The sequence below is a fragment of the Mucilaginibacter hurinus genome (genome assembly GCF_003324525.1).
In the GTDB taxonomy this organism is placed as follows: Bacteria; Bacteroidota; Bacteroidia; order Sphingobacteriales; family Sphingobacteriaceae; genus Mucilaginibacter; species Mucilaginibacter hurinus.
In genome coordinates, this window is record NZ_QGDC01000003.1 from 421,835 (window position 1) to 447,455 (window position 25,621).

The 25,621-nt window shown below is 42.1% G+C and carries 17 protein-coding genes and 1 tRNA gene; 10 read left to right on the plus strand and 8 right to left on the minus strand.

Annotated elements, in window-relative coordinates:
* Positions 1-2 precede the first annotated feature (2 nt).
* Positions 3-74: transfer RNA gene (locus DJ568_RS07470), tRNA-Arg, on the minus strand.
* A 106-nt stretch (positions 75-180) separates the two neighbouring features.
* Positions 181-2,250, minus strand: coding sequence for a methionine--tRNA ligase (gene metG, locus DJ568_RS07475; RefSeq protein ID WP_114004631.1), 2,070 nt, complete (start codon positions 2,248-2,250; stop codon positions 181-183).
* Between the two features lie 42 nt (positions 2,251-2,292).
* Between metG and DJ568_RS07480 the strand changes: the two genes are divergently transcribed.
* Positions 2,293-3,198 (plus strand): S66 peptidase family protein, encoded by a 906-nt coding sequence (locus DJ568_RS07480; RefSeq protein WP_114004632.1) that lies wholly within the window; start codon positions 2,293-2,295, stop codon positions 3,196-3,198.
* Between the two features lie 38 nt (positions 3,199-3,236).
* Positions 3,237-3,644, plus strand: a complete 408-nt coding sequence (locus tag DJ568_RS07485) for a DoxX family protein (RefSeq protein WP_114004633.1) — start codon at positions 3,237-3,239, stop codon at positions 3,642-3,644.
* 71 nt (positions 3,645-3,715) lie between these two features.
* Here DJ568_RS07485 and DJ568_RS07490 read toward each other — a convergent pair whose 3' ends face one another.
* Positions 3,716-5,215, minus strand: a complete 1,500-nt coding sequence (locus tag DJ568_RS07490) for a SusD/RagB family nutrient-binding outer membrane lipoprotein (protein WP_114004634.1) — start codon at positions 5,213-5,215, stop codon at positions 3,716-3,718.
* Between the two features lie 17 nt (positions 5,216-5,232).
* Positions 5,233-8,154: a TonB-dependent receptor domain-containing protein gene (locus DJ568_RS07495; protein WP_114004635.1), complete on the minus strand. Its 2,922-nt coding sequence runs from the start codon at positions 8,152-8,154 to the stop codon at positions 5,233-5,235.
* A 181-nt stretch (positions 8,155-8,335) separates the two neighbouring features.
* On the opposite strand from DJ568_RS07495, the gene DJ568_RS07500 reads away from it, so the two are divergent.
* The 3 genes from DJ568_RS07500 (at position 8,336) to DJ568_RS07515 (ending at position 13,199) form a co-directional block, all read left to right on the plus strand.
* Positions 8,336-8,668 (plus strand): PadR family transcriptional regulator, encoded by a 333-nt coding sequence (locus DJ568_RS07500; protein WP_114004636.1) that lies wholly within the window; start codon positions 8,336-8,338, stop codon positions 8,666-8,668.
* A gap of 22 nt (positions 8,669-8,690) precedes the next feature.
* Positions 8,691-10,355: a PspC domain-containing protein gene (locus tag DJ568_RS07505; protein ID WP_114004637.1), complete on the plus strand. Its 1,665-nt coding sequence runs from the start codon at positions 8,691-8,693 to the stop codon at positions 10,353-10,355.
* A 336-nt stretch (positions 10,356-10,691) separates the two neighbouring features.
* Complete coding sequence (locus DJ568_RS07515; protein ID WP_114004639.1) at positions 10,692-13,199, plus strand: outer membrane beta-barrel family protein; 2,508 nt, start codon at positions 10,692-10,694, stop codon at positions 13,197-13,199.
* 35 nt (positions 13,200-13,234) lie between these two features.
* Here DJ568_RS07515 and DJ568_RS07520 read toward each other — a convergent pair whose 3' ends face one another.
* Positions 13,235-15,730 carry a M14 family metallopeptidase gene (locus tag DJ568_RS07520; protein WP_114004640.1) on the minus strand — a complete coding sequence of 832 codons (2,496 nt, stop codon included), beginning with the start codon at positions 15,728-15,730 and terminating at the stop codon, positions 13,235-13,237.
* A 110-nt stretch (positions 15,731-15,840) separates the two neighbouring features.
* Here DJ568_RS07520 and DJ568_RS07525 point away from each other — a divergent pair, with 110 nt between their 5' ends.
* The 4 genes from DJ568_RS07525 (at position 15,841) to DJ568_RS07540 (ending at position 21,679) form a co-directional block, all read left to right on the plus strand.
* Complete coding sequence (locus DJ568_RS07525) at positions 15,841-16,644, plus strand: GNAT family N-acetyltransferase (protein WP_114004641.1); 804 nt, start codon at positions 15,841-15,843, stop codon at positions 16,642-16,644.
* 55 nt (positions 16,645-16,699) lie between these two features.
* On the plus strand, positions 16,700-18,853 hold the full coding sequence (gene recQ, locus DJ568_RS07530; protein ID WP_114004642.1) for a DNA helicase RecQ: 2,154 nt from the start codon (positions 16,700-16,702) through the stop codon (positions 18,851-18,853).
* 136 nt (positions 18,854-18,989) lie between these two features.
* On the plus strand, positions 18,990-20,414 hold the full coding sequence (locus tag DJ568_RS07535; RefSeq protein ID WP_114004643.1) for a glycogen synthase: 1,425 nt from the start codon (positions 18,990-18,992) through the stop codon (positions 20,412-20,414).
* On the plus strand, positions 20,414-21,679 hold the full coding sequence (locus tag DJ568_RS07540) for a glucose-1-phosphate adenylyltransferase (RefSeq protein ID WP_114004644.1): 1,266 nt from the start codon (positions 20,414-20,416) through the stop codon (positions 21,677-21,679). Before DJ568_RS07535 ends, DJ568_RS07540 begins: the two co-directional genes overlap by 1 nt.
* 70 nt (positions 21,680-21,749) lie before the next feature.
* On the opposite strand, the gene DJ568_RS07545 is transcribed toward DJ568_RS07540, so the two are convergent.
* The 3 genes from DJ568_RS07545 to fumC are packed head-to-tail and all read right to left on the minus strand — an operon-like array spanning position 21,750 to position 24,179.
* Complete coding sequence (locus DJ568_RS07545) at positions 21,750-22,193, minus strand: low molecular weight protein-tyrosine-phosphatase (protein WP_114004645.1); 444 nt, start codon at positions 22,191-22,193, stop codon at positions 21,750-21,752.
* 16 nt (positions 22,194-22,209) lie between these two features.
* Positions 22,210-22,734 carry a fumarate hydratase gene (locus tag DJ568_RS07550; protein ID WP_114004646.1) on the minus strand — a complete coding sequence of 175 codons (525 nt, stop codon included), beginning with the start codon at positions 22,732-22,734 and terminating at the stop codon, positions 22,210-22,212.
* Positions 22,735-22,781: 47 nt separating this feature from the next.
* Positions 22,782-24,179: a class II fumarate hydratase gene (gene fumC / locus DJ568_RS07555; RefSeq protein ID WP_114004647.1), complete on the minus strand. Its 1,398-nt coding sequence runs from the start codon at positions 24,177-24,179 to the stop codon at positions 22,782-22,784.
* Positions 24,180-24,384: 205 nt separating this feature from the next.
* Between fumC and DJ568_RS07560 the strand changes: the two genes are divergently transcribed.
* Positions 24,385-25,593 carry a serine hydrolase domain-containing protein gene (locus tag DJ568_RS07560; RefSeq protein ID WP_114004694.1) on the plus strand — a complete coding sequence of 403 codons (1,209 nt, stop codon included), beginning with the start codon at positions 24,385-24,387 and terminating at the stop codon, positions 25,591-25,593.
* The last annotated feature ends 28 nt before the right edge of the window (positions 25,594-25,621 follow it).

Here is a 25,621-nt window from a genome sequence, read left to right on the forward strand (position 1 = left end):
TGTGGTCCCGACGAGAATCGAACTCATATCTAGAGTTTAGGAAACTCCTATTCTATCCGTTGAACTACAGGACCAGTATTATGATATGATTACAGCATTTACTTCACGCTATCATCAAATTATAATCTGTGCAAAGGTGCAAATTATCGGGTTAATTAAAAAATCATTTGAACATTGCTATCACCTGATTACTGAACCATTTGGCATTGTTTGTGAAGGAGAGACGAAGCTAAGTTTACCGTTTGCATCCTCCGCCATCAGTATCATGCCCTGTGATGGTATCCCTTTTATTTCCCGTGGCTCAAGATTTACTAAAATGCTCACTTGTTGACCGATAATTTTTTCCGGTTCGTAATACTCAGCAATACCTGACACTACCGTTCGCTGATCAATACCCGTATCTATTGTTAATTTTAGTAATTTTTTTGTTTTAGCAACTTTCTCGGCTGTTAAAATAGTGCCTGTACGTATGTCCAAACCTGAAAATTGTTCAAAGGTAATGTTTTCTTTAGCCGGTGTTACCGTTACTTGATTGGACGCTATAGCCAAATCTTTTTGAGCCTGCAACTTTTCCAACTGGCGGGCTATTGTTTCATCTTCTATCTTTTCGAAGAGTAACTGTGGCTGATTCAATTGGTGCCCTTTCACAAAACTTATTTCCTCATCATAAGCTATAGCAGTTGGCCAGTTAAGCATAGCAAGTATTTTTTTGGCGGTATGCGGTAAAAATGTTTGCAGGCAGGTGGCCAAATGCCCTATCAGCACCAGGCTATTGTGTAAAGCATTTTTAGCCGACAGGGGATCGCTTTTTATTGTTTTCCAAGGCTCCTGCTCGGTCAGGTAACGGTTACCTAAGCGGGCCATATCCATTACGGCCTGCAATGCCTGGCGAAATTTGAAGGCGTCAAGGCTTTTCTCCAATTCGTTATAATAGCCACCCAGCTCCGCGCTCAACTTTTCATCTGTGAGTGTCAGCGTCGGCGTGTCACTTTCAATTTTACCGGCATAATACTTATGCATCAGTATCATCACCCGGTTAACATAGTTACCTAAAATAGCCACCAATTCGTTATTTACACGGGCCTGGTAATCTTTCCAGGTAAACTCACTGTCGCTTGTTTCGGGCAATATTGATGTCAGCACGTAACGCAGTTCATCCTGTTTGCCCGGAAACTCTTGCAGGTATTCATGAAGCCATACAGCGTGGTTGCGTGAGGTTGACAATTTATCGCCCTCCAGGTTTAAAAACTCGTTAGCAGGTACATTAAACGGCAATACATACTCGCCATGGGCATGCAACACACTCGGAAAGGTGATACAATGGAAAACGATATTATCTTTACCAATAAAATGTATCAGGCAGCTGTCGTCAGCCGTATCTGGTTGCTTTTTCCAATAAACCTGCCAGTCTTTTCCTTTATCAATCGCCCATTGCTTGGTAGCAGATATGTACCCTATAGGCGCATCCAGCCACACATATAATTTTTTGCCTTGGGCTTCTTCAAGCGGTACATCAATTCCCCAGTCAAGATCCCGCGTCATCGATCGTGGCTGCAGACCTGTTTTGAGCCATGATTTACATTGCCCGAAAACATTTACTTTCCACTCGCCTTCCTTGGTATCTATCCATTGCTCAAGCCATGGCTGATATTTATCCAACGGCAGGTACCAGTGCTTTGTAGGCTTCAATACCGGCGTTTTACCGCTTAGTGTTGATACCGGGTTAATCAGATCTGTGGGGTTTAAAGAAGTACCGCATTTTTCGCATTGGTCGCCATAAGCGTTTTCATTATGGCAATTGGGGCATGTCCCTGTGATATAACGATCAGCCAAAAACTGGTGATATTCTACGTCAAAATACTGCTCAGAAAATTTTTCTTCAAACTCACCTTTTTCATACAGGTTTAAAAAAAACTCTTTAGATAAATCGTGGTGGATAGCTGAAGAGGTACGGTGATAAATATCAAACCCTATCCCGAATTCTTCAAAACTGGCTTTTATTTGTTGATGGTATTTATCTATTATAGACTGGGGGGTAGTGCCTTCTTTTTTTGCTTTTATAGTAATAGCAGCGCCATGTTCATCGGATCCGCATATGTATACAACGTCTTTCTTTTTAAGGCGCAGGTATCTTACAAAAATATCGGCCGGCAGGTAAGCTCCTGCAAGATGACCAATATGCAGAGGCCCGTTAGCATAGGGCAATGCCGACGTAATTGTATATCGTTTAAATTTATTAAGTTGTGACATTAATGTACAGCGTTATTAATAATTTGGCAAAGATAATTCAATATGACCATAAACCCTCCATATCTAAAAAAAGGGGATAGAGTTGCTATCACCTGCCCGGCAAAAAAGTTACCTAAACCTATGACGGATGCAGTTAATTTACTTCAATCATGGGGACTGGAAGTTATATTAGGTGATACGATTGAAGCATCATATCATCAATTTTCAGGCGATGATGCACTACGCGCGCAAGATATGCAACGTTTTGTTGATGACGACACCATAAAGGCCATCTTTGCGGCCCGGGGGGGGTATGGCACTATTCGGATTATAGATCATATAGATTTCACTAAGCTGGATTTAAACCCTAAGTGGATCATCGGCTTTAGTGATATAACATTGTTGCATGCTCATCTGTACAGCAATTACCGTTTGCAAACTATACACGGGCAAATGCCTATAAATATTCCCGACGCGTCGGCTAAATCCATTCGTACACTTCAAAGTGCCTTATTCGGTAATCAATTAAGTTACCAAGTTGAACCACATACGCTTAACCGTTCCGGCAAAGGAACAGGTACGCTGATAGGCGGTAATTTAAGCTTGCTGGTAGCTATTTCAGGTTCCGTATCTGACATGGATTATGACGGCGCAGTACTGTTTATTGAAGATGTAGGCGAATATTTATATTCGGTTGATCGACTGGTACGCACCTTAGACCGTGCGGGTAAATTGAAGAACCTTGCAGGACTGATTGTAGGTGGATTCACTGAAATAAAAGACAATGACATCCCATTTGGACAAACAGTACCTGAAATAATTATGGAGGTTGTTAAAAGCTACAATTTTCCGGTTTGTTTTAACTTTCCGGCCGGGCATATATCTGATAACCAAAGTATGATTTTAGGTAAAAAAATAACGCTCGCAGTTGATGACAAAACCGCTACGGCAAACTATCTATCTGATTAGCTGTTTGTTTTAAATTCCGTTCACTTAAATACTATATCATGGCACTATTAAGTAATTTGGGCAGGCACAAAGATTTCGGGCTGCTCGTAGTACGCATTGGCTTAGGCATAATGTTTATTATTCACGGCTATCCAAAACTCATGGGTGGGCCCGATGGCTGGGAAGGGTTAGGATCATCAACAAAATACATCGGCTTCACTTTCTTACCAATGGTGTTTGGATTATTAGCAGCGTTGGCCGAAACGTTGGGTGGCTTTTTAATACTCGTAGGTCTTGCCTTTAGGCCGGCATGCCTTATTTTAACAATTAATCTTATTGTTGCTGCCGCTTCGCACCTTGGCCGCGGCGAAGGACTTATGGGTGCAGCACACCCTATTGAACTGGCTGTTGTATTTTTAGGGCTTGCTTTTGTAGGACCCGGTAAGTATAGCGTTGATAAGAAGTAAAACGTAAAACTTATGATGTAAAAAAAGCGGTTATGAATCATAACCGCTTTTTTTACATCATACACTGATATTTAGTCGTGTATAGTATCCCACCAAACAGGTGTGAATAATGATACCGTACCCGGGTAATTTAAGTTTGATACGGCCTCCGAATTGGGATAGGTCATGCGTAATGGCATTCTACCTGCACCTTGCGTAGAAGCAGCCGACTGAACAAGGAAGTTAGGATAACCGGTCCTGCGCCACTCTGTCCAGGCCTCAAAACCTTGGAAACCATTCATAGCATACCACTTTTGTGTAATTATAGCCTCCATCTGTTCGTCCAAAGACGCCCCTTCAGGATATGCTACAACAGGTTGCAAAATATAGGCATCCGCTTGTCCTGTAGTTAAACCTAAAGCGGTAAAACTAGCAGCTATGCCTTCGGCATACAAAGACGGTGCACTTCCATTTCCCCAGCCCCGTGCCGCGGCTTCGGCTTGTAAAAATTTACTTTCAGCCTTGGATATAAGTTTAACGGGAGCTGTAGCAGACGCTTGGTTGTTTGCCCTGCCGCCAACCAACGGGGAAGGCGGAGAAACTTGTTTGCCCGTGTGTAAAGTATTATTGTAAGTGCCTTGAGCTATAGAGCGTATTCTGTTACCTTCTGAAGCCGTATCAGTAAGAAATATATCATACAGTTTCTCTACACGCAGATCATTGTTATCATACATAGTATCAACAGAAGTTGAACTTGCTACAATGTTTTGTACCTTATTCAAAGTAGGGCTGGCCATTTCATTATAAAGCGGATTTTCATTACCACCGGTTGTGGTATAGGTAATAGTAGCGTCAGCATTTAAAAAAGTAGGCGAGGTAGCGTATAAAGCTTCTATGCCGGCTTGCGCCTTAGCAGCATCTACATTCGCTATCCTTAAATAAGCTCTAAGCTTAAGTGTGTTAGCAAAAGCAACCCAGCTATCCATGTTACCTTTAAATATCATGTCCTGGTTACCTACAGCAACTGATGTACCAGATTGCACTAAGCCTAAACCTAAATCAATGTATTTAAATATACTATCATACACTGACTGCTGTGAATCAAATTTAGGTGAGGTGTATAAAGTTGGCTGTAAAGCTTCTTTAAGTGGCACATCACCGAAAGCATCAGTAGTTAACTGGTAGGCATAAGCCTTCATTATATAGGCAATCCCTTTAGTATGATCTATATCCGTTTGAGGGCTTTTGATGATCAAATCAGCGTTTATTAAAGCATTACGGTATAAGATAAGCCAAGGCCTATCAAATGCGGTAGCAGCCGGATTATATTGATCTATAGACCTGTATTGTGATGAGGTTGGGTTTTGAGTCCAATACTGAGCCCAAAAGCTACCATATATTTGAAATGCATTTCCTACAATCTGGCTTACTGCTGCCTGAGTTGTGGGTAAAAGCAAATTCGGATCAGCAGAATCAGGATTGTTTGGATTCTGGTTGATATCTAAAAACTTCTTACACCCCGTCAACCCCGCGGCGGCGATAATAATTACAAGCAACAGTTGCTTTGGGTTGAATATATATTTTTTACTCATGATGATTTTATTATTTATTAAAAGTTAACTTTTACATTAAACCCGTAATTACGTATAGATGGCATAGCTGTAAAGTCGAAACCTTGCTCATTTGTCGCACCAGCTGAGTTGATCTCCGGATCCACATATTTGTTTTCTTTAGCAGTCCAGATGAATAAGTTATTACCAAATACACCTACAGTTAACGCATTAAATGGAAGACCTTTAAATTGTGACTTTTTGAACTGGTAAGACAATGATGCTGTACGTACTTTTACGTAAGATCCGTCTACGATGTTCACACCAGGATTTAGGTCAGGAAAGTAGTCTTGTTTAAGATAATTCACTGCATTTGCGCCAGAGTTAACCACACTGTTGCCATCATCATCCAGGTAAACAGAGTTAGGGAAAGGCTGACCGAACCTAGGGCCGCCTGTTTCAGCTGAAGTTCCAACAAAGGCCATAATATCTTTAGTCCGTGAGTAAAACTTATTACCTTGCTTTATATCGAACATAACGTCAAAAGTAAAGCCTTTGTAATTTACTGTAGTACCTAAAGCGGCAATATATTTAGGTTGATAACTGCCTAAATATTGCGCCTCTGAAGTAGCAACAGGTAAACCGCTTCCGGAATCAACGATTGTTCTACCTTGATCATCAGTAGCATTTGTTACTGCGTAAAACTCGCCTAGCGGTTTGCCTACAGCGGCCACAATTGACATACCATTGAAGCCACCTATTACAAATTGGTCAACACCAGGCATTAATTCAACAACCTTACTTATGTTACGAGTAAAGTTACCGTAGAGGTCCCAATTAAAATCTTTGGTTTTTACTACAGTTCCTCTTAAAGCTAGTTGCAAGCCTTTGTTATCTACCCTACCTGCGTTAACAACGCTAAAGCTGTAACCGGTTGAGTTAGGTGTAGGTATAGGCAATATTTGATTTTTCGAGATGTTTTTATAAAAAGTCAGATCCAGGTTTAACCTGTTATTAAAGAAAGCCATTTCTGTACCGATCTCATATGAGGTCGTTTGCTCCGGTTTCAAGTTCGGGTTGCCAAGTGTAGTACTTGCCATTAGTGCTGCTACGCTGCCGAATGGAAAAGTAGTACTGCCAAAGTTTGCAAGAACAGTTCCACGAGAAAAGGTAGTTAATAATTGATATGGATCAGTATCCTGACCTACCTGTGCAATGCTACCGCGAATTTTACCATAGCTAAACCAATCATTAGGCTTTAACACCTCACTAAATACAAATGAGGTACTAACACTTGGATAAAAAAAGGAGTTATTGTTTATTGGCAAAGTAGATGACCAGTCATTACGTGCGGTGGCCTCTAAAAACAACATATTCTTGTAAGACAAGTTTAAGTCGGCATATAAAGCAAATAGCCTTCTCCTTGAAATAAAGTCTTGAACAATATTTATAGGACCATTACTATTTTGAAGGTTATACCAACCCGGTACAACTAAACCCGTACTAGCGTTAGTAGCTGTGCGGTTTGTATTTGTTGAACGCTGGCGAATGTTGTTACCCAACATTAATGACCCCTGGAAATCCTCGTTAAATTTGTGAGTTCCGGTAACCATTAAATCATGCACTAACTCAGTTACACCTAATTGATCAATTTGGTATGAGCCATTGCTTGTTTGTGCCAATGCATAATTTCCGGCATCGTCTGCCGGAGTATAATTGTATTTAGGTACAATCAACCTTCTGCGGTCAGAGTAAGTATCAATACCGATACGTTCAGTAATATTTAACCAACTTGCCGGCTTGTAAGTCAAATTAACGTTACCAGTTATACGCTCAACGTTGTTATTATTACTGAAATTTTTAAGTACAAAATATGGGTTTAAAGAGTACGATCCGTAATAACCATATTTGTTGGGCACGTCACCTTGAGTAAAACCATAACCATTATATTTGTTGTTCAGTTTGAAAAAGTTTCTGACATTATCAGGCTGAGCTGAGTAAGGCTTCATTTGCCTTACACCACCTATTGATTGACCCCATTCCTGCATTTCGCCGGTAAATGGCGCACCCCAGCTCCAGTTTTCTACCGGGTCATTATAATATTCAGTTATATTTCCGTCGTCATCAGTCGCGGTGTAATAACCCTGACCATATTCGTTTTGCAAATCAGGCAATTTAAGAATTGAAGAAAAAATATTTGAGGTACTGAATGATACCTGGGCTTTTCCTTTTTGACCCGATTTGGTAGTTATCTGCAATGCACCATTAGATGCCCTTGACCCATAAAGCGCAGCAGCAGCAGGGCCAATTAACGCTGTAACGTTTTCGATGTCATCAGGATCGATGTCATTACCGCGGTTACCAAAATCGATACTGGTTAAGCTTGAAGCTCCGCCGACAACGCTTGAGTTATCGATAGGAATACCATCAACAACAATCAGGGCATTGTTATTACCGTTGATTGAAGATCCGCCGCGGAATACAACACGTGTTGATGCGCCAGGAGCATTTGAAGTAGTGGTAATGTTGGCACCAGGTATACGGCCAACTAATGAGTTAAGTGCGCTCGGGTTACCGCCTTTTACCAAATCTTCACCTTGCACGGTAGTAGCAGCGTAACCCAGAGATCTTTTCTCCCTGCGGATTTGGTTGGCAGTTACTACAACTTCGGCAAGGTCACGCATGTCAGACGAAAGTGTGGCATTAACAACACCATTAGCACCAATTGGTGACGTTACCGTTCCATAGCCAATAAAAGAAAATTGTAATGAAGTTGCATTCTGAGGAACATTGATGGAAAACTTTCCGTCTCCATTGGTTTGAGAACCTATTGTAGTACCCGGCACGGTTACACTCACGCCCGGGATAGGTAATCCATCCTCTTTAGCAGTTACAGTTCCGGTGATAGTCCGGTTTTGTGCAAATGTTTGCGTAACGCATAACATTAAAATGCACAAACTTACTAGTAGAAGTTTTTTCATTTCGTTAATAATAAGATCAGTTAATAGTTAATTAAACATAAAAGTAGTGTTACATTATTGAAAAGTCAAGTTTTAAGAGAAAAAACTTGACTTTTTTTAAAAAACACACAATAAAATAAAATTATAAAAATCTTAGTACTATGTATTGCATAATACATTTTAAAACATATATCTTTGTAATATGATTGTAGAAAACACTCAAATCCAGATGCGGAAAGGCATACTCGAATACTGTATACTTTCCATTATATCAAAGGGCGAAACCTATGCTTCGGATATCATTGCCGACCTGAAGAAAGCCCAGATGCTTGTAGTAGAGGGCACTTTATACCCTCTGCTTACCCGATTAAAAAACAACGGGCTGCTTACCTATAACTGGGTCGAGTCCACTTCGGGGCCGCCGCGTAAATATTACGTACTATCTGATGAAGGCAGGCAGGTACTCGCACAGTTGGATAAAACCTGGCGGGAACTTGAATTTGCAGTACACACCGCTATCGCCGACCGGAAATAACTGACCCCTAATAATTAACATCATGAACAAAACAATTATCATCAATATTAACGGCACCGTATTCCACATTGAAGAGGATGCCTACGAAATACTTAAAGATTATATGACAGCCGTAAAACGTCATTTTATGCATTCGGCTGATAGCCTGGAAATAACTACCGACATTGAGAACCGCATTGCCGAAATGTTTAGTGAAATACTCGTGCGCGATGGTAAACAGGCACTTGTTGTACAAGACGTCGCCGCAGTTACCGAGCAAATGGGCAATGTTGAAGATTTTGAAACACACGAAGAAGGAGGCAGTGCTGCTACAGGCGCTTACCCGTATAATAATTATACCAGCCGCAAGCTGTTTCGTGATCCTGATGATCATCTTGTAGGCGGGGTTTGTGCCGGCATAGCCAATTATTTTGATTTCCAGCCTACATGGGTGCGGCTGGGATTTGTACTGACGTTTTTGTTCCTGGGCACAGGGCTGTTTCTTTACATAATATTATGGCTGGTAATACCTAAGGCAACTACCCGCGCCGACCGAATGGCTATGAAAGGTGAGAAGCTAAACTTGCAGGGATTTAAAAGAAGTTTTGAAGAAGAAATAAATACGGTACAAAACAACCTTAAAAACCTGAGCAATGAAGGTCGGCCTTTTATCTATAAAAGCCGCGATTTTATCAGCGATTTTTTTCACCACTTAGGTGTGTTTTTAACCGGAGCAGGTAAAATATTACTTAAGATGGCTGGCGTTATCATTTTATTAATATCATGCTCGTTTCTTATATTTCTAATAGTTATGGTAGTGGGTTTTGTGGTGTATGATAATACCGGTATTTACAACCTCTTCCCTTTTACCATCGTAAATTACCAAACCAATACCATTTTCCTTATATGCGGTTTCCTGATGCTGGCTATCCCCGTTTTAAGTATAGCCTTGTTAACTATATCAGCACTTTTTAAAAATCAACCATTCACCAGGTCCACAGGTTTTACATTTTTAGCTATCTGGGTATTTGCATTATGTACCGTTATATATTATACCGCTAAGGTGTCTGCTGATTTTAGAGTTTCAGCCAGCTTCCGTAAAAGTATAACTATCACGCCATCGCCCGCCGATACTTATTACCTTAAACTTAATGATGTTAAGTATCTGAGCAGCCAGGATAGTGCGCGACTCAAGGTAAAGGACCGCTTTAATGGTATGATTATTTTAGATAGCGGGGAGGAAAATGACTTTGAAGCGCCGGAGAGATCAATAATAATTGATATTGAAAAGAGCGATGTTTCATCTCCGGTTTTAATTCAATCATTCAGCGCACGCGGCGCAACGTATGAAAGTGCTTTGACTTCAGCACGTAATACTACATATCAGTTTATCCAACAAGATTCGGTTTTAAAGTTCTCACGTATACTTGAACGCCCGCTAGGTAAATTGTGGCGTAACCAGGAGTTGCGCCTGACACTAAAGGTGCCCCTAAACACCAAGTTAATTATTGATGATGAACTTGATCCATACCTAAACGGGATAAGCATATTTGATTGCAAAAACGAAAGTGAGCAGCAAGAAAAGAGCCATGCAACCTTTATAATGACCAGCGAAGGTTTGCAGTGCAAAGTCGACACACTGCTCGTAATGCCAAAAACTGTTACGGATACTGTACTTAATGATTCTTTAAACAGCAATAAACCATGAAAATGATACTAAAATATTTAAGCCTGCTGCTAACGAGCGGGCTTATCATACCTTTTTATTACTATTATACACCTTGCAAATATGTGGCTGCTTATAAACAGGGATCTAAAACTATTTACAAGCATACAAAACAGCAATACAAAAACAATCTAATAATATTAGATGACATGGTTATAATTTTATTTCCAGCGTTAAAAAAAATGAAATAACCTGTAACCTTCCTCTATCCTTTCGCATCTTAATGCAAAGTACTTGTAGCAAAGATTGATATTTATCAAGCCCACCACCAAACTTCAAGTAGTTTTTAACACTAAGTTTTACTGTTAAAAAGACATTATGCTTTTAAAGGATACTTATTGCCCGATTTTCCGAATGGGCAACCATAAATATTTACGCATAGTTATATTTACCATAGTACTTACTATGCTATTTATATGCGCTGCTAGTCAATTGCACGCACAACAGACAACAGCTAAGGGAACAATAACAGGTTCTGCCATCGAGGAAAATGGTAAACCTGCTGAATATGCTACTATAAGTTTGTTAAAGGCCGCAGATTCTGCCGTAGTAAAAGGTGCTATTACCAACGAAGCAGGGAAATACCTTTTTGAACGGGTGCCGGAAGGTGGTTATATCATAGCTGTTGTCGCCATGGGTTTTAATAAAGCAGCCAGTGCGCCGTTTACTATAGCTAACGGTACAACAATTACTATCCCCACTCTACGCTTGGTGCCAGAAAGCAGGGCATTAAACACAGTTAATATTACAGCAGCAAAACCGCTTATAGAACGTAAGCCAGACCGCATGGTGATGAACGTGGCCAATACGGTGCTGGCCGCTGGCAACAACGCGCTCGAAATTTTAGAAAAGGCACCCGAGGTAACCATTGACCGCGACGACCAAATAAGCTTGCAAGGCAAAACCGGTGTTACGGTTATGATAAATGACAAATTAACATATCTTTCTGAAACGCAACTGGCAGCCTTATTACGCGCAACAGACGGCACTACTATACAGTCCATAGAAGTGATAACAAATCCATCATCAAAATATGATGCGGCTGGAAACTCCGGGATAATCAATATAAAGCTTAAAAAGAATAGCCAAAGCGGCACTAACGGTAGTATAACTGCAGGAGCAGGATATGGGTGGAACTTTAGGGACAACTCAAGTATTAACCTGAATCATAAGCAAGGTGACTGGAATATCTTCGGTTCGTTTAGTCACGGCGATATTAAACGAGAACAGGAAATGGAATTAAAACGCGTTGTCACCACCAGCAAAGACCAAACCTTTTTTGACCAGGATGTTTTGTTCGGAACTAAAGTACATTATAACAATTACCGGTTTGGCGTTGACTATAACACATCAAAAAAAAACGTGATAGGCTTTATTATCAATGGTAACCATACTAATGGTTATGATGATAATGACAACATTACATATATAGGCTCGTCTTTTGAGAAAGCAGACACAATACAAAAAACGCCTTCAAAGCTTAATCAAACCTATCGTAATATAGCCCTTAACCTTAATGATAAATTCCAGATTGATACCCTCGGTCAGGAGATAAGTATCGACTTGGACTACTCTAAGTTCAGGAACAATTCGCGTGCAGTTTATGATACCCGTTTCTTTTTAGCTGACGGCACAGAGTATAAAACCCCCCTTAAAGTTTTCAATGAAACGCCATCGGTGATAACCATCAACACACAAAAAGCTGATTATGTAAAACCTTTTAACAAAACCTTAAAGTTTGAAGCAGGGATTAAGTTCAGCGCGGTAAAAACTGACAATGATTTACAGGCGAAGATTGATGAAACCGGAGGCGGTTTGATTGTGGATACCACCCGAACCAACCGCTTTATATATGATGAGAAAATCAAAGCCGCGTATGTAAACCTGAGTAAAGAGTTTAAAACCACATCTGTACAGTTAGGCCTCAGGGCTGAGCATACCTCTTCGGTGGGCAACCTTGTAACAAAAAACAATATAGTAAAACGTGATTACCTGAATTTATTTCCAACATTATTCATCAATCACAAGCTGGGCAAGAAACATGAGGTTGGATTTAGTTACAGCCGGCGCATAGACCGGCCCAGCTATGAGGATCTTAATCCGTTTATCTACTACCTCGACCAGTACACTTTTTCAGAAGGCAATCCCTTCCTGAAGCCGCAGTATACTAACTCGTTCGAATTGAACTACACCTATAATAAAAATATACATGTGAGCTTTAATTACAGCAAAACTTCAGACGTTTTTACTGAAATTATCTTAACAGACACTATTAAAAAAGCTACCTATCAAACCTACCTGAACTTTAAAGAGCAGAACAACTATTCGTTAAATCTGAACGCGCCGTATACTGTAGCCAAGTGGTGGACGGGCAGTGTTAATTTCACCGGATTTTATAACGAATTTAGAACGAATGATTTACTCGGTTCGGATTTAAATAAGGGAAAAGCCGCCTTCGTGCTCAAAACGACCCAATCATTTCTTCTTCCTAAAGAGATCAAAGGCGAAATAATGACATTTTACCAATCGGCAATGACCTACGGTATTTATAATATCAAGCCGCAATATTCAATTGATTTGGGTGTAAGCCGCTCTTTTGTCAACAAAAAGCTAAATATTAAAGTGGCCGTAAGCGACGTGTTTTTTATGCGCCGCAACGATATAACGGCGCAGTATCAAACCGTTGATCTTGACATCCGCCAGCGAAGAGAAACCCGCATAGCCCGCATAAACCTTACGTATAACTTTGGCAATAACAAAATAAAAAGCCGGGAACGGCGTACCGGAGCGGATGCTGAAAGTGACAGGGTAAAATCTAAAAATTAACAGGCTCATGCTGTGCAATGCCTATTGGCTTTATGTTACTGCCCCATAAACACCGCATTGCTAAAGAGTAGCTTGCCGTTTTCCCAAAAACTCCGAAATAGGGGATCGTCAACAAGGTATACTATCGAACCCTGACCCTCAGCTTGTACGCCAATCAGCATGCCATCGGCTATTTTTTCTTTACTCTTTTGACCCACGAACCCTGAAACATAGGCATTCTTTTTTATAGTTCCCACGTTCCAGCCTTTGGTTTCTTCCAGGAATTCATAGATGTGATCGTCAAGCTTAAGCGTGTAATAGTTAGCTGGTAAACCGAAACCTAACGGGTGCGAACTGTCAAGATTAATATGGTAAATAGCCCCGGGTACATTTGATTTCAAAGCTTCCCGGTCGCGGTTGGCATACAGTTTTACGCCGTTTTTTAACGTACTATCTTTATCATCCTTTTTCTTTTTAATAGCGAAACTCTTCTTATCAGCCAGTTGCGAAACAGCGTTTTGCATAGCGATAAGCCGGCCGCCATTTTGCACCCAGTTTTTTAACCGGTCCGAAGGAAAGTCTTCATATGTGCCGTCGGGAAATATTAATACGTCAATATCCGCCCAACGGATATGCCCCAAATCACTGTTGTTTACAAGTGTAACCGGGTATTTTATTTCCTGCTCAAAAAAGTGCCATATTTCTCCAAGTGCTTCTGATGCTACGCCCGGCCCCGACACCACCGCTACTTTTGGCGCACGTATATATTTGATGTAATCAGACCCTATGTCGGCGCCTTTGTCTACAAAGCCGGACTTAAGCGGCACAAGTTGCTGTCCGTACTGAGTGCCAAGCTTTTTAACCAGCATATCAAAATCAGGACCCTCATTACCCGCCCGGGTAATAAGCAATGATCCGGCAGTAAATTTTTTCCCTTCCGCCTCAAACGGCTTCTCTGCATACCGTACCTTAATATTGTGCTTTAATAGCACTGCCAAAAACATTACGTCATTAACTGATCGCCATGGCGCAACGTAAGCATACGCCGGTGTATTGCTATAGACGGGGTTACTTGTTACCGGCATTACAGGAGTTTGTGCGGTTACCTGGTCTTTAACCGCCCACGCCTTTAAGCCATAAGCGTAAGGCAGTGCCCAGCCGGTAATATCATAGGTATTTGAGTCAGCAATAAAAGTTTTTGGCTCAAACAGCACATTAACCAATACTGATTTCGGCTGATGTGCACTAATAATCAAGTCGTTTTCGGCAGGTTTGTACTGTTCAGTTTTACCGGTAAAATAATTATAGCCGGTAACAGCCTTATTTAATCCAAATCCATAAACAATGCCGTTTTTGTCAAGCAACTGGCTAAGTCTTTGTATCTTGTGGTCATTATCGTTTTTTATAACGAACGACTTATATTCTCCCGGGGGATTTGTACGCCCCCGCTCAAAATAGTGTTTAAATTCAGTTAAAGCCTTTTGAGCGTGTGCCGAAGCTGCCTCAATAGTACTTAAGCTGTTTGAATGATGGTGCGCTATCCTGTCGGCCAGGGTAAGGGTGTCTCCTGTAGCAGTACGAACAGCCAGCCCGGCGCCAATGCCACCCTGCTCATAGGTCATACCGATAGATCCGTTATAAATAGGATAAGTATCGCCATATGAAGGATAGAGTAGATCGAATATTTCGCGGGTGAAATAGGCCCAGCCCTTTTGATCAAAATATTTCGCATTATTTTTTCCTATAATGGTTTGAAACTCTCGCTGCCATGTTGTAATGTCCTTGTGAAAAGGCTCAGCTGCGGGAGCAAAGTAATAAGGCGAATTATATCCCTGTTCGTGAAAATCAACGTGTACCTGCGGCAGCCATTTATTGTATAGCGCTACGCGTCCCTGTGTTTCTTTTTGGACTTGCCAGGCCCAATCGCGGTTCAGGTCGAAAAAATAATGATTTGTTCTGCCCGTTGGCCATGGTTCGGCATGTTCTCGCGCTGCAGGATTAGCATCCGGGGTCTCGCCCTTAACCGAATTATAAAAATTTACATAACGCTCTCGTCCGTCAGGATTCAGACATGGGTCAATAGCTATCACGGTGTTTTTTAGCCATGCTTTCGTGCGTGCGTTAGATGGGTCGACCAGATCAAACAAGGTTTGCAATGCCGTTTCGCTGGAGCTGGGCTCGTTGCCATGTACATTAAAACTCAACCATACAATTATAGGTGTGCTTGTACTTACAGCGGCCGCAGGACTTTCGATACCGGCTAAACGCAGATTAAACTTTCGCACATCTTCCAAACGGGCGATATTGTCTGCCGAGCCAACAAAGGCAACCATAAGGGGGCGGTCTTCATTAGTGGTGCCATAATCAATAAGCTTTACCTGGCTGGAAGCTGCTTCGGCGATGTATTTTACATATTCTGTGATGCGCTGATGAGAGGTGAATTTCGATCCCAGTTTATATCCCAAAAACTCCGCAGGCGACTGTATCTTTTGTGCCGATGCCGACAACCCAAAAAACAGTGTAACCAACAAAATAAATATCTTTTTTATCATAGGTAGATGCTAAGATAAAGATATTTGAATAAAATTGCTGATTACTGATACAGCCGGGAGTACGCTGTTGATTAAGAGGTTAATTATTTTATAGACTAGGCACGGATGTAATGATATATATCAACGCTCTTCAACAAACCGATTTAGATGTGGTGTCAACTTTTCAGCCATCCGGCTGGCCGGATATTATGCCCAGCATCCGTTTTTATTTGGAAACACCATTCTGTTTTCCGCTTAAAGTCACGTATAATAATTTAATAGCTGGAATAGGAACCGGCATTGAACACAATGGCTCAGGTTGGCTTGCACATATTATAGTACATCCCGACTATCGCAACAAAGGTATCGGAACTATCATCACTAAAACTTTGATGGATAATTTTAAAGCAAAAGGCATTTCCAGCTTGTATTTATTAGCGAGTGACCTGGGCGAACGTGTTTATGAGAAACTCGGTTTTGTAACCCAATCTCAATATCTGCTTTTTAAGGATATAACGCCGTTTAGTAACGCCTCACCTCCACCTAACATTATCCCTGCCAGCGCCAACCACATTGCACAAATCGCTGAATTAGATAAGCAGGCCTCAGGAGAGGACCGCATGCTTCACCTGCAATTATTTTTAAAAGGAGGATATGTGTATCTATCTGACAATATTGTTAACGGATTTTATTTACCCGGCTGGGGCGAAGGCTTAATAATAGCAAATAACTCTTCGGCAGGTATAGCATTGATGCAGCTGCGGTTAGCTACAAAAAACTACGCCGCTTTCCCTTCTGAAAATAAAGATGCAATTGCCTTTATGCATCAAATTGGCAGCAGCCCGTTCCAATCAGTTAAGCGGATGTGTTTTGGGCCTTCAATGCCATGGCAGCCACAATATTTATATAACAGGATACGGGGAAATCTGGGTTAGATGTTTGGGATATTGTATCTTAGGCTGCAACATGATTTATAGTACATCTCTAACCATGACCCCATTACAGGCCCTGCAAAAATATTTTGGATACAGTGAGTTCAGGCACGAGCAGGAAGACATTGTTAAACAGGTGTTGGCCGGTCATGATGTGATGGCGCTTATGCCTACAGGCGGTGGCAAATCTTTATGCTATCAGCTACCAGCCTTATTAATGGATGGGCTTACTATTGTGATATCACCGCTTATTGCATTGATGAAAGACCAGGTAGACAGCCTGAATGTAAACGGAATACCCGCAGCCTTCTTAAATTCGGCACAAAACCCCGATGAACAGCGTGATATCATTAACCGGCTTAACAGGCGCGAAATTAAGTTGCTATACTTAGCTCCTGAGCGGCTGTTTGGTTCAGAGAGTAAGCTGATTAATTTTCTTAAATCATTGCCGGTATCACAAATAGCTATTGATGAAGCGCACTGCATTTCGCATTGGGGGCATGATTTTCGTCCCGAATACCTGATGCTCTCCGGATTAAAAAATGAATTTCCAAAGGTACCGGTTATAGCGCTCACAGCTACTGCCGACAAACTAACACAAAAAGATATTGTAGATAAACTTGCGCTGCATAATCCGGCAATTTTTGTAGCATCGTTTAACCGGGCAAATATCACCTACCGGGTAATTCTAAAAAATAAAAGCTTTTACCAGTTACTTGATTTTTTGAAAAACAGAACCGAAGACGCGGGTATTATTTATTGCCTTTCCCGCAAATCAACCGAAACGCTGGCTGCCAACCTCAAAGACGAAGGATTTTCTGCCGAAGCTTATCATGCGGGGTTAGACAATGCGACCAAGGCACGCAACCAGGAAGCTTTTCTTCGGGACGAGGTAAAAATAATAGTGGCAACAATCGCCTTCGGCATGGGTATCAATAAATCGAACGTACGTTACGTGGTACACATGGATATGCCTAAAAACATTGAAGGCTACTACCAGGAAACGGGCAGGGCAGGGCGAGACGGTTTGCCTTCAGATGCAGTGCTTTATTATTCGCCGGGCGATGTAATGAAATTGAAAGGCTTTGTAACACTTGAAGATAATGAAGAGCAAAGCCGCGTTATGCTTCGTAAGCTTGATGATATGGCAACATATAGCGAACTGCATACATGCCGCCGTAAATTCCTGCTTAACTACTTTGACGAAGAGGCGCCGGATAACTGCGGCTCGTGTGATATATGCCTGAGCGAGTACAAAAAATTCGACGGCACGCTCATCGCGCAAAAGGCGCTTTCGGCCGTGGCCCGGCTTAACCAGCGTTTTGGCAGTGGTTATGTGGTCGATTTCCTGCGGGGCTCAAAAAGCGATAAGATATGGAACGATCATAAACAGCTAAAAACGTATGGCATTGGCGCGGATATAAGCAAAGCGCAATGGCAGCGTTACCTGCGTGAAATGCAAGCTTATGGTTATTTAAAGACCAGCGACGATGGTTTCCCGGTATTAAAGTTAACACCTAAAAGCGATGCGGTATTGAAAGGTACAGAAAAGGTAGAGCTAACGGAAAGCCAGATAATTGAAGAAAAAACCACTGAAATACCGCCATTTGAAAGCGAGTTGCTCCTTATGCTTAAAAAAGTAAGGTTTGACTTGGCCGAACGTGAGAATGTCCCACCCTACGTCATCCTTTCAGACGCTACCCTACAGGAAATAGCCACATATTTGCCTCATAGCCTTGACGAACTGCGAAAGATATCCGGCTTCGGCGATATCAAACTGGCACGATATGGGCGGGAGTTTTTGGAATCGGTTAAAAATTATAGCGCCGAAAGGGGCCTATCCTCAAAAATAAGTCTCAGATCTGCTAAACGCGAGCGCAAAATACGCGAAGGAAAACAACGAGGAGAAAAGGTTAATGATACACGTGCAGAAAGTTTCAACCTGTTTAAGGCCGGCCAAACAATAGCCGAAATTGCTGCCGGGCGCGGTCTGTCACCCATTACTGTTGAAGGCCACCTGACTTATTATATTCAGACAGGCGAACTTGATGTAAATGATTTTGTGGCTGAAGATAAAATACCCGCTATAAAAGACGCTATTGAAAGTTACGGAGCAGAAAGGCTTGCGCCTTTAAAGGAAGTTTTAGGCAGTGATTACAGCTATACCGAAATTAAAGCTGTTGTAAGTTGGTTAAACAGAGAAGCTCCCTGAAATAGCGGTGCGCGGGATATCGTCATAGGCGCCGGACACACAATCTATATTTCATTATAACCAACACATTTTTATACGTTTTGGGTTTTTTGTTTACGAGTAATGTTTATTACCTTATGCCATTATAAAACCTGTGATGAGAGTTTTTCATTTAAGTGCCGAGTGTTATCCTGTAGCTAAAGTTGGCGGCCTGGCAGATGTGGTAGGTGCATTACCCAAGTACCAGGTTGGGGCCGGGTTGCGCGCTGCCGTGGCCATGCCTTATTACGACCGCAAATTTACCAGGGAACATGAGTTTGATATCGTATTTCAAGGCCTCACGTTATTAGGCGCCCGTAGGTTATATTTTGAAATATTAAAGGAGCGGAACAACACGTTGGGCTTCGAGCTTTTTTTAGTAAAAATACCCGGCTTAATTGACCGTACCGAGGTTTATTGCTATCCTGATGAAACAGAACAATTCATTGCATACCAGATAGCGTTTTTAGATTGGATAAACTGGAGTGGTCAAACGCCGGACATTATCCATTGTCATGATCATCATTCAGGGCTGGTGCCTTTTTTGCTTCAACATTCCAACGCCTACAAGCGGCTTGGTAAGGTGCCTGTTGTATTTACTATCCACAATGGCCAGTACCATGGGGCCTTTAGCTGGGAAAAGCTTCACTATCTGCCCGAGATTGACCTGACAAAAACCGGTTTGCTTGATTGGGCCGGAGGCTTAAATCCACTGGCAGCGGCTGTAAAATGCTGCGCACAATACACAACGGTGTCGCCCAGTTACCTGCATGAATTAACCATTAACTCAAACGGACTGGAGTATTTATTTTATATAGAGAGGCATAAAGGCACAGGCATTCTTAATGGGATAGATACAGATGTTTGGAACCCGGCTGCCGACTCCATGATAGCCTCGAAATATACTGCAGCCAGGCTTGCACAGGGCAAACAAAAAAATAAGGAGGCCTTATGCAGTAAATTCCAATTATCGTCCACGCTGCCATTAGTTGCATTTATAGGCCGGCTAGTGCACGAAAAGGGAGCAGACATGCTGGGTGATGCTTTTGAACAGAGCCTTAAAATGCATAACGGCAGGCTGAACATATTGGTGTTAGGCGCAGGCGATAAAGATTCAGAAGAAGCTTTAACTCAATTAAAAGTTAAATATCCCGAACATTACGCCGTATTTATTGGTTATGATGAGGCACTGGCCCATTTAATATATGCCGGGGCCGACTTTTTGCTGATGCCCTCGCGGGTTGAACCTTGCGGACTCAACCAGTTATACTCATTACGATATGGCACAATGCCGGTTGTACGTAGTACCGGCGGGTTAAAAGATACTGTTAAAGATTTTGGAGAAGAGGGTGGTTATGGCATCCGTTTTGAAAAGGTAGCGGTTGAAGATATCTGCTATTCAATTGACCGGGCTATGGTTGTATATGAAAATATGCCACAGCTACAAAAGTTACGCAAAATAATGATGGCGCTCGATTTCTCATGGGACCGTTCGGCCAAAGAGTATATAAACTTGTATGAACGTATAATATCTGTATCATAATGACATCAAAAGTTATCGCTATCGTACTTGGCGGAGGCCAGGGCAGCCGTTTATCACCGCTAACTGCAACACGCTCAAAGCCGGCCGTACCTATTGCGGGCAAATACCGCCTTGTTGACATTCCCATTTCAAACTGCTTGCATTCAGGTATCGAGCGTATGTACGTGCTTACGCAGTTTAATTCGGCATCCTTAAATAAGCATATTAAAAACACCTATCACTTTAGCAGTTTCAGCGAAGCCTTTGTGGACATATTGGCTGCTGAGCAAACACCCACCAGCGGCGCATGGTTTCAGGGCACAGCCGATGCGGTGAGGCAAAGTCTCCATCATCTGGCTGTGCATGAATTTGACTATGTGCTCATTCTCTCCGGCGACCAGCTTTACCAGATGGATTTTATGGATATGGTGAATCAGCACATTGAAAAGGATGCCGAAATATCAATTGCCACTATACCGGTGCATGCAAATGATGTACCCGGGTTCGGCATTTTAAAAACAGATGCCGACAGCATGATAACCGCGTTTATTGAAAAACCTAAAAAGGATTTTGAGAGCTGGGCGTCCGATGTAAGCGAGGAAATGGCTGGCCAGGGACGCGTGTATCTTGCTTCTATGGGCATCTATATCTTCAACCGCAAGCTGCTTTTTGAAATGCTGCAATCAAATGATCATCCTGATTTCGGAAAAGAGATCATCCCGCAGGCGATTCATGACCACCGTGTGGCCAGTTACCAGTACGAAGGCTATTGGACCGACATCGGTACTATACCATCTTTCTTTGATGCCAATCTTGGCTTAACCGATGATATTCCCCAGTTTAACCTGTTTGATAAGCACCACATTTTTACCCGCGCACGCATGCTGCCGCCGTCAAAGCTATCGGGTACACTTATGGAAAAAACCATAGTGGCGGATGGCTGCATAATTAATGCGAAACATATCAAACGTTCTATTATAGGCATACGCTCTCGCATAGGATTTGAAACTACTATCGAAAACTGCTATGTAATGGGTAGTGATAATTATCAAACGCTGGAGCAAATCAACGAATCAAAAGCCAAAGGCACACCATTGATGGGAATAGGCGATCGTTGTTGCATCAAAAACGCCATTATCGACAAAAACACCTATATAGGAGACGACGTTACCATTAACTGCAACAAGGATAAAGCCGACGGTGATTACGGAGATTATACGGTTCAGGACGGCATTGTGGTGATTAAAAAAATGGCGGTGATACCTAACGGAACAGTGATTGAGTAACTTGAAATATACCTGTAAGCAAAAGGCCGATTACACAATTAATCGGCCTTTTGCTTTAGTTGAATTTCTTTTAAGATAGAGTGCTTTTAGAAGATATGATTTTTATACATGCCTGCTCTATAAGTTCATACACATGTTCAAATAGCGTGTCATCGTAATACGGATCGGGAACTTCGGCATCGTCCAAAAGCAATCTAACTTTATCTTTATCCTGCTGATTTCGTGCTTTTGCGAGTACATCGCGCAAATTGCTCCGGTCCATCACCAGTATCTGATCAAATTTGTCGAAATCATCGGCTGTGAACTGACGAGAGGCTTGCTGACTGATATCAACACCGCGGCTGTTTGCTGTGTTTGTCGACCGGCTGTCAGGGCGCTTACCTACATGCCAGCCAGCTGTACCGGCAGAATCAACGGTCCAGTCAAGTTTATGTTGAGTTGCCAGTTGACGCATCACACCCTCCGCCAGCGGCGAACGGCAAATATTACCGAGGCAAACCATAAGTATTTTCATTGCGTATTAATAAAATTTATAAGGGCTTAGGCACACACACCGCTTGGTTTACTAACCGCATATTCATAGGAATAGTAGCTGGGTTAACCGAAAGCTGTATCAATGAATCGGATAGAACTTGGACTTTAAAAAAATCTTCGTAAACACCTGCCCTGAAACAATCGTTAACAGTTTTAAATGTTCCATTAGCATTATAAAAAAAGCCCTTTAAATGCAAGGTGTCTTTTTTTTGTGAATACTTGCCACGTATATATTCTGTCCAGCGGCCATGCTTCATACAGCTGTCGGCACCGTAATTAATATTGCTTACCGTGTTCACAGTGATGTAAAAAGAGTCGCAACTGAACTTGATGTTTGACAGCGAATAAGAAACCAGTTGTTTGCCTGTATACAAACTGTCCTGTTGCCACTCACCTTGCAGGTAACCTTCACCCCTGCTCTGTACCGCCGGATTGAAACTGCATGCGTAACAGAAAAATATAAACAGTAAAAACAACCCAAAGCAGAGAGATGAAAGCTGAAAGGTTTTCGGTCTAAGCATAATAATAAATCCCTCTCCTTTTAGAGATGGATGGAGGCCGGGAGAGCTTATTTTAAACTCCCTATCATGTCTTCTGGGCGCACCCACTGATCAAACTGTTCGCTGGTAAGTAAACCAAGTCCTACAGCTGCTTCACGCAATGATTTATTTTCTTTCAAGGCAGTTTTAGCAATTTTGGCCGCGTTCTCATATCCTATGTGCGGATTTAAAGCGGTCACCAGCATTAGCGAATTCTCAAGGTGCTTTTTAATACCATCATAGTTCGGCTCAATGCCTACGGCGCAATGGTCATTAAATGAAACGCAGGCGTCGCCTATCAAACGTGCCGATTGCAGGAAAGCCGCCGCCATCACCGGCTTAAACACGTTCAACTCATAATGTCCGTTCGAACCGCCGATAGATACGGTAACATCGTTACCCATCACTTGCGCGGCAACCATAGTAACCGCTTCATTTTGCGTAGGGTTAACTTTACCAGGCATAATTGATGAACCCGGTTCATTATCCGGAATATGTATTTCGCCAATACCCGAGCGCGGACCGGAGGCCAGCATACGAATGTCGTTCGCTATCTTCATTAATGACACGGCTATCTGTTTAAGGGCGCCGTGGCTTTCAACAATAGCATCGTGCGCCGCCAGGGCTTCAAATTTATTTTCGGCGGTAACAAATGGCAGGTTGGTGAATTTGGCTATGTATTCTGCAACTTTCACATCATAACCTTTTGGGGTGTTAATACCTGTACCAACAGCGGTGCCGCCCAGGGCCAGTTCGCTTAGGTGGTCAAAAGTGTTACGCAAGGCTTTCAGTCCATGGTCAAGCTGCGATACGTAGCCCGAAAACTCCTGTCCCAGGGTAAGTGGTGTAGCATCCATCAGGTGCGTACGGCCAATTTTTACCACACTTTTAAAAGCTTCTGATTTGGCTTTTAATGTATCGCGCAGCTTTTCAATGCCCGGGATAGTTATATCTATCAATATTTTGTACGCCGCGATATGCATTGCGGTAGGATAAGTATCGTTAGACGACTGCGACTTGTTTACATCATCATTGGGATGGATAAAAGTTTTCCCTTCGCCTAATTTATTTCCTTGTAAAACGTGAGCGCGATTGGCCACCACCTCATTTACGTTCATATTTGATTGCGTGCCCGAGCCGGTTTGCCAAATTACCAATGGAAATTCACTGTCTAACTTACCTTCTAATATTTCATCACATACCTGCGCTATCAAATCACGCTTTACTGCTGGTAGTACACCTAAATCGGTATTGGTGTAAGCCGCCGCTTTTTTTAAAAAGGCAAAAGCTTCAATAATCTCTTTTGGCATTGAGGCCTCGGGGCCTATTTTAAAATTATTACGCGAACGTTCTGTCTGCGCTCCCCAGTACTTGTCGGCAGGTACCTGTACCTCGCCCATGGTATCATGTTCAATTCTGAAACTCATAAGGTTGTAATTTTTGCAGGGGCAAAGTTAACCTTAAAGTAAGTGGCAGGGAAATATATTTCAGAAATTATTGATATAAACTACAATAGCTCTTGTTTTATCAACATCACTCCAATGTTAATAACATTTAAAAACATTATGAATTAACCTGCTGTATAATTTCTATTTTTCGGCTTCGTTTTATCGATATCATTTTAACTTGTATATACCTGTGTTTAAGAATATTTTCACCCTTACTGCCGCCATTATATTTCTGGCCTCCTGCTCATCAGATAAAGACAAAAAAGCTACCAGTGCTGACGGTAAAAGAATAGAATTTGACACTACCGCCCTCTTAAAATATGATCCCAAAAAAGAAGACAAACGTATAGATGAATTTATGCAACATCTGCATAAAGTACGTCGTTTTAACGGTAATGTGCTGGTGGCCAAAAAAGGAAAGATCATCTATCAAAAGTCCTTCGGCTGGGCTAACTATTTAACCCGCGACAGTTTAACGCTGAACTCACAGTTTGAACTGGCGTCGGTAACCAAAACCATGACGGGCACTGCTATATTAATGCTGATGGAGCAAGGTAAGCTGAAGCTTGAACAAGATGTACGCGAATTTTTTCCAGACTTCCCTTACCAGGGTGTCACCGTAAAGCTACTGCTTACTCACCGTTCGGGAATGATGAACTATGTTTATTTTATTGACGATTTGTACCGTAAAGAAAAACGCGACCAACGCAAAGGCCTTTCCAATGCCGATGCCATGGCGCTTATAGCACAATATAAGCCAAACCCGTTTAACAAACCTGATAAGCGCTTTTTGTACAATAACTCCAACTACATGGTGCTTGCTGCCATTATTGAAAAGGTTACCGGCAAAACATACGCCGAGTTTATGAAAACCAACATTTTTATCCCTGCCGGCATGCGCCATACCGCCGTATATTCAAAAGCGGTGTATGATAAAATACCGGTGGATGTGGTAGGTCATGACCGTGGTCAATGGCGCTACTCGGTACCACAGAATTTTTTGGACGGACCTGTAGGCGATAAAGGTATTTACGGTACTGTGGGTGATTTGTTTTTGTTTGACCGCGCCTTGCGGGCCGGAATGTTTTTAAAACAGCAAACGCTTGATTCGGCTTATAAAGCACACAACCCGCTACTGCGCGGACACTTCAGCTACGGCTACGGTTGGCGTATATTTGATGCGCCGGGCCGAAAAGTAGTTTACCACACGGGTTGGTGGCACGGTTTCCGCCATATTTATTTACGCGACTTGAAGAACGATGTAACTATTGTATTGTTAGGTAATTTAGTTAATGGCAGCCTGCTGCAACTGGACGACCTGTTTAAAATTACCGGGATGCCTATTGTACGAAAAAATGCTTACACAGGTACAGGAGATACGGCAGAGGATTGAGCCAATCCCTGAAGCGTGGGTTTAAACC

Bases quoted from the DNA above. Each gene is read 5' to 3' on its own strand.
- metG (WP_114004631.1), bottom strand. From the start codon at position 2,250: ATGTCACAACTTAATAAATTTAAACGATATACAATTACGTCGGCATTG.
- DJ568_RS07480 (WP_114004632.1), top strand. From the start codon at position 2,293: ATGACCATAAACCCTCCATATCTAAAAAAAGGGGATAGAGTTGCTATC.
- DJ568_RS07485 (WP_114004633.1), top strand. From the start codon at position 3,237: ATGGCACTATTAAGTAATTTGGGCAGGCACAAAGATTTCGGGCTGCTC.
- DJ568_RS07490 (WP_114004634.1), bottom strand. From the start codon at position 5,215: ATGAGTAAAAAATATATATTCAACCCAAAGCAACTGTTGCTTGTAATT.
- DJ568_RS07495 (WP_114004635.1), bottom strand. From the start codon at position 8,154: ATGAAAAAACTTCTACTAGTAAGTTTGTGCATTTTAATGTTATGCGTT.
- DJ568_RS07500 (WP_114004636.1), top strand. From the start codon at position 8,336: ATGATTGTAGAAAACACTCAAATCCAGATGCGGAAAGGCATACTCGAA.
- DJ568_RS07505 (WP_114004637.1), top strand. From the start codon at position 8,691: ATGAACAAAACAATTATCATCAATATTAACGGCACCGTATTCCACATT.
- DJ568_RS07515 (WP_114004639.1), top strand. From the start codon at position 10,692: ATGCTTTTAAAGGATACTTATTGCCCGATTTTCCGAATGGGCAACCAT.
- DJ568_RS07520 (WP_114004640.1), bottom strand. From the start codon at position 15,730: ATGATAAAAAAGATATTTATTTTGTTGGTTACACTGTTTTTTGGGTTG.
- DJ568_RS07525 (WP_114004641.1), top strand. From the start codon at position 15,841: ATGATATATATCAACGCTCTTCAACAAACCGATTTAGATGTGGTGTCA.
- recQ (WP_114004642.1), top strand. From the start codon at position 16,700: ATGACCCCATTACAGGCCCTGCAAAAATATTTTGGATACAGTGAGTTC.
- DJ568_RS07535 (WP_114004643.1), top strand. From the start codon at position 18,990: ATGAGAGTTTTTCATTTAAGTGCCGAGTGTTATCCTGTAGCTAAAGTT.
- DJ568_RS07540 (WP_114004644.1), top strand. From the start codon at position 20,414: ATGACATCAAAAGTTATCGCTATCGTACTTGGCGGAGGCCAGGGCAGC.
- DJ568_RS07545 (WP_114004645.1), bottom strand. From the start codon at position 22,193: ATGAAAATACTTATGGTTTGCCTCGGTAATATTTGCCGTTCGCCGCTG.
- DJ568_RS07550 (WP_114004646.1), bottom strand. From the start codon at position 22,734: ATGCTTAGACCGAAAACCTTTCAGCTTTCATCTCTCTGCTTTGGGTTG.
- fumC (WP_114004647.1), bottom strand. From the start codon at position 24,179: ATGAGTTTCAGAATTGAACATGATACCATGGGCGAGGTACAGGTACCT.